Origin of the sequence: Muriicola sp. (assembly GCF_041567615.1) — a bacterium.
Classification (GTDB): Bacteria; Bacteroidota; Bacteroidia; order Flavobacteriales; family Flavobacteriaceae; genus Muriicola.
The window spans coordinates 1-4011 of the sequence record NZ_JBFGBM010000206.1 but is presented as its reverse complement, the minus strand read 5'-3'; the positions used below and the strand labels follow the sequence as shown (position 1 = coordinate 4011).

Below are 4011 nucleotides of genomic sequence, written 5' to 3'. Positions count from 1 at the left end.
GGGTCCTGCAGTGCACAGAAACAGCTAATTGCAGGAGAGGAGAAGACGGTGGTAAGGGAAAACCTCCAATACTACCTGTATTTCCCTGAGGATTATGTGGATGACGACAAAAAGCTCTTCCCCCTTCTGCTCTTCCTCCACGGGGGAGGGGAATCGGGGGAAGACCTGGAGGAGTTAAAGAAGAATGGTCCGCCTAAAATGCTGGCGGAAGGGTATCCCTTTCCCTTTATGGTGCTGGCGCCCCAGAATCCCCACAAAAAGAAGTGGTGGAATGTGCACGCTGTGATGCAACTCCTGGATTCCGTTATGGCCCATCACAGGGTGGATCCCAAACGCATCTACCTTTCCGGCCTGAGCAGGGGCGGGAGTGCCGCCTGGGACCTGGCCGTACAGTACCCGGACCGGTTTGCTGCCCTGGCCGTGGTCTGTGGGATGGCGCCCGTACCCTATGCCTCATGGATAGACAAGGACCTGCCCATCTGGGTCTTTCACGGGACGGATGACCGCTCCATCCCGTTTTCGGAATCTGAGAACATGGTGGCCGCCCTCAAAGAAATGGGCTATGACGTCACCTTTACCGTCTATGAAGGAGTGGGGCATGACTCCTGGATACAGGCGTACCAGACAGAAGGCCTGTACGACTGGATGGTCGCACAAAAGCGGAATTGAAGATCCTGGGAATAATCGTATTTTCGGAACACCAAGAGGGATTGTACTATGCATCGATTTACCCGAAACTTTCTGTTTATTTTTATCATTTCAGGTCTGCTTGTTCTCTGTATTTCCTGTAAGGACAAAGCCGAAAAGGGAGAAGAACACGCTTTTACTAATGCCCTGGTGCACGAGACCAGCCCTTATTTATTGCAACACGCTCACAACCCCGTAAACTGGGTTCCCTGGAGTGAGGAGGCACTGGAGCGTGCACGGAAAGAAGAGAAACTGATCATTGTCAGTATCGGCTATTCCTCCTGTCACTGGTGCCATGTGATGGAAGAGGAGACGTTTGAAGACGAGGAAGTGGCGGAAATCATGAACGAGCACTTTATCAGCATCAAGGTAGACCGGGAGGAGCGCCCTGATGTGGACGAGGTCTATATGACGGCTGTCCAGCTGATGACCGGAAACGGGGGATGGCCCCTGAATGTGATCCTCCTGCCCAATGGCAAGCCTTTATACGGGGGTACCTATCACACCAAAAAGCAGTGGATGGAGGTGCTCAATAATGTCAATACCAAATATAAGGAGGACAAGGCCGGGGCGGAGAATTATGCCGATCGTGTGGCAAAAGGGGTTGCTGAAGTCAATTTTATCCCCAAGGTGGGCATTAAAGCTCCTTTGCCTGAAGGGTTTTTTGAAAATGCCCTGGCGCCCTGGAAGGCCCAATGGGACATGCAAAAAGGGGGAGACCTGGGACAGCAGAAGTTTATCGTTCCTGTAAAACTGGATTTCCTGTTGGATTACTTCCGATTGGAAAATGACCTGGAAGCCGATGTCTTTGTGAAAAACACCCTGGATAAGATCATACAGGGAGGGATCTACGACCATGTGGGGGGTGGGTTTTTCCGTTACAGCACGGACCCCGACTGGAAGGTGCCCCATTTTGAGAAGATGCTTTATGACAATGCCCAGTTGCTCAGCCTCTACTCCAAGGCCTATGTCATGTATAACGAGCCTGCCTACAAGGAGGTGGTGGAACAGACTGCCGCCTTCCTGGAACGGGAGATGAAACGAGATGAGGGAGGATATTTTGCCGCCATGGATGCCGACAGTGAGGGGGTGGAAGGCGCCTTTTACACCTGGCAAATGCCAGAGCTTAAGGCCCTGCTCGGGCAGGAGTTCGAGTTGTTTTCGGACTTCTATTCCATATCGCCTGCATTCGCCTGGGAAAAGGACCGATATGTATTGTTCAAGCGGAAATCAGATGCTGAATTTTCCGGGGAGTACAACCTTTCCCTGTCGGAGTTAACGGCTAAGGAAGAACAGTGGAGATACGATCTGTTGCAGGCCAGGAACAAACGAACAGTCCCGCGGAAGGATGACAAGATCATCACCTCCTGGAACGCCTTGCTGATCAACGGCTACCTGGATGCCTACAAGGCCTTTGGAGAATCTTCTTATCTCCAGCGCGCTAAGGCAGTATTTGAGACCCTAAAATCTAATGCCTTCAATAACGGGCGTCTTCTACATTCCTTCAAAAGCGGCAGTAAGCGGGAGGAAGGCTTTCTCGAAGACTACGCCTTCCTTGGCCGTGCGAGTTTTGGGCTCTATGAAGTGACTTTGGAAACGGGGTATCTCGACTTCACGTCCCGTTTGATGGAGACGATCACGTCTGATTTTTACGACGAAGCCTCTGGCTTGTATGAATACAACGACAATTCTGCACTTATCTCAAAGATCATCAAGGTAGATGACGGGGTCATCCCTTCCCCCAACTCGGTTGTCGCCGAGACCTTGGTCAAATTGGGACACCTGAAATACGACAAAACCTATCTGGAGCGGGCAGATGAAATGATGAAGACCTTGAGTCCGAGGGTGGGTGAAGCCATTGGCAATTACGCCTTATGGGCGAACCTGATGTTGTCAAAAACCCATGGTTTTTACGAAGTAGTGACAGTGGGTCCCAAGGCACAGTTCCTGACGAATGAGTTACACCGGGAATTCATTCCCAATGCCCTGGTGGTGGGAAGCCCCGTAGCCAGTCACCTGGCCTTATTCAAGGACCGGTTCTTCGAAAATGAGACCCTGATCTATGTCTGTACGAACAATACCTGTAAGCGACCGGTAACGTCCGTTACGGAAGCCCTGCAGCAATTGCAGGATTTCCGGGTGAATGGACCCTGACCAGCTGAAGACTGTCGCTGTTCCTGGCGACCAGGACAAAGCGATCTCCATTTATGGTGATTTCAGCCATATCCTTGACATCCCCGGGAGTAAACCAGCCGCTTTCCCTGTTGGTCACGGCCTTAAATTCTCCATTTCCGTTTCCTTTGAGGAATAAACCATTGCCGGCATCGTTCCTGGGTGTTTCCACCTCAGAGCTGTACAAGTTGCCTGCGATCACCACATCGAGGAGAGCATCCCCGTCAAAATCGTCCACGAGGATCTGGTTGACACTGGAGATCTGGGCCGGGTTGGGAAGAGGATGGGTCACAAAGCCTGTCCCGGTATTTTCCAAATATACGCTGGCGAAGGAGGTGACCTGATAATGGAGCGCATCCTCCAGGTATTCCTCTGTGTACACGTCTTCCAGCGTGGCTGTGGAAAAGGAGGCGTAGTCCTCAAATTTCTTCTTGATGCCCGGCATCTGCTGGGAGGAGCACTCCCTTCCCCTCAGGGGATATTTCTTGCCCCCGTTGAAATAACTCAACACGATATCCGAAGTTCCGCTCCTGTCGAAGTCGTGGTAATAGATATCGAAGGTCTCCTGCTCGCTTGCCTTGTATTTGTAGTTCAGGCCGAGGTTACCGGCGATGTAGTCCGGATCCCCATCCCCGTCGAAATCCCCTTCCTGTATACTGAACCACCAGCCGGTACTGGCGTCCAGCCCTGTTTCCGCAGTTGCATTTTTAAAAATCCCTCCCTCGTTCTTTAAAACGGTCAGAGGCATCCATTCGCCGGTCACGATCAGGTCTAATAAGCCGTCCTTGTCATAATCTGTCCAGATCGCATCCGTGACCATTCCGAGGTCTTTCATCATGGGCGCCACCTTATCGGTAATATCCCGAAACAAGGCACCCCCTTTAGTTGTACTGACATTTTCCAGGATATAGCTGGCAGCCGGCAAGGGATATTGTCCTGGTACGAGCCTGCCTCCCACGAAGAGGTCGAGATCCCCATCCTTATCAAAATCTGCTGCCTTCACCCGCGAGCCGCTGCTCAATATGGAGGGTAATGATTTTACGGCCCGTTGTAGCCCGCCTTTGCCGTCATTGATGTACAATCTGTCCTGGAGCAAATCGGATCCGGCAGGAAACTCATTGCCCCCGCTGACCATATACAGGTCGTTGTCCC

Annotated in this window: 3 protein-coding genes; 2 read left to right on the top strand and 1 reads right to left on the bottom strand. The window is 51.8% G+C overall.

What is annotated here, in order from left to right:
• Together ABYP73_RS11845 and ABYP73_RS11840 are read left to right on the top strand one after the other, a co-directional pair.
• The coding region (locus ABYP73_RS11845; protein ID WP_372974462.1) for a prolyl oligopeptidase family serine peptidase at positions 1-669 on the top strand (669 nt) is incomplete at its 5' end.
• Positions 670-717: 48 nt separating this feature from the next.
• Positions 718-2841, top strand: coding sequence for a thioredoxin domain-containing protein (locus ABYP73_RS11840; RefSeq protein ID WP_372974461.1), 2124 nt, complete (start codon positions 718-720; stop codon positions 2839-2841).
• On the opposite strand, the gene ABYP73_RS11835 is transcribed toward ABYP73_RS11840, so the two are convergent.
• Positions 2792-4011, bottom strand: a 1220-nt coding sequence (locus tag ABYP73_RS11835; protein ID WP_372974460.1) for an FG-GAP repeat domain-containing protein, incomplete at its 5' end; no start/stop codon positions are given. The genes ABYP73_RS11840 and ABYP73_RS11835 overlap by 50 nt on opposite strands.

Coding starts and splice junctions, on each gene's coding strand:
- ABYP73_RS11840 (WP_372974461.1), top strand. CDS start 718: ATGCATCGATTTACCCGAAACTTTCTGTTTATTTTTATCATTTCAGGT.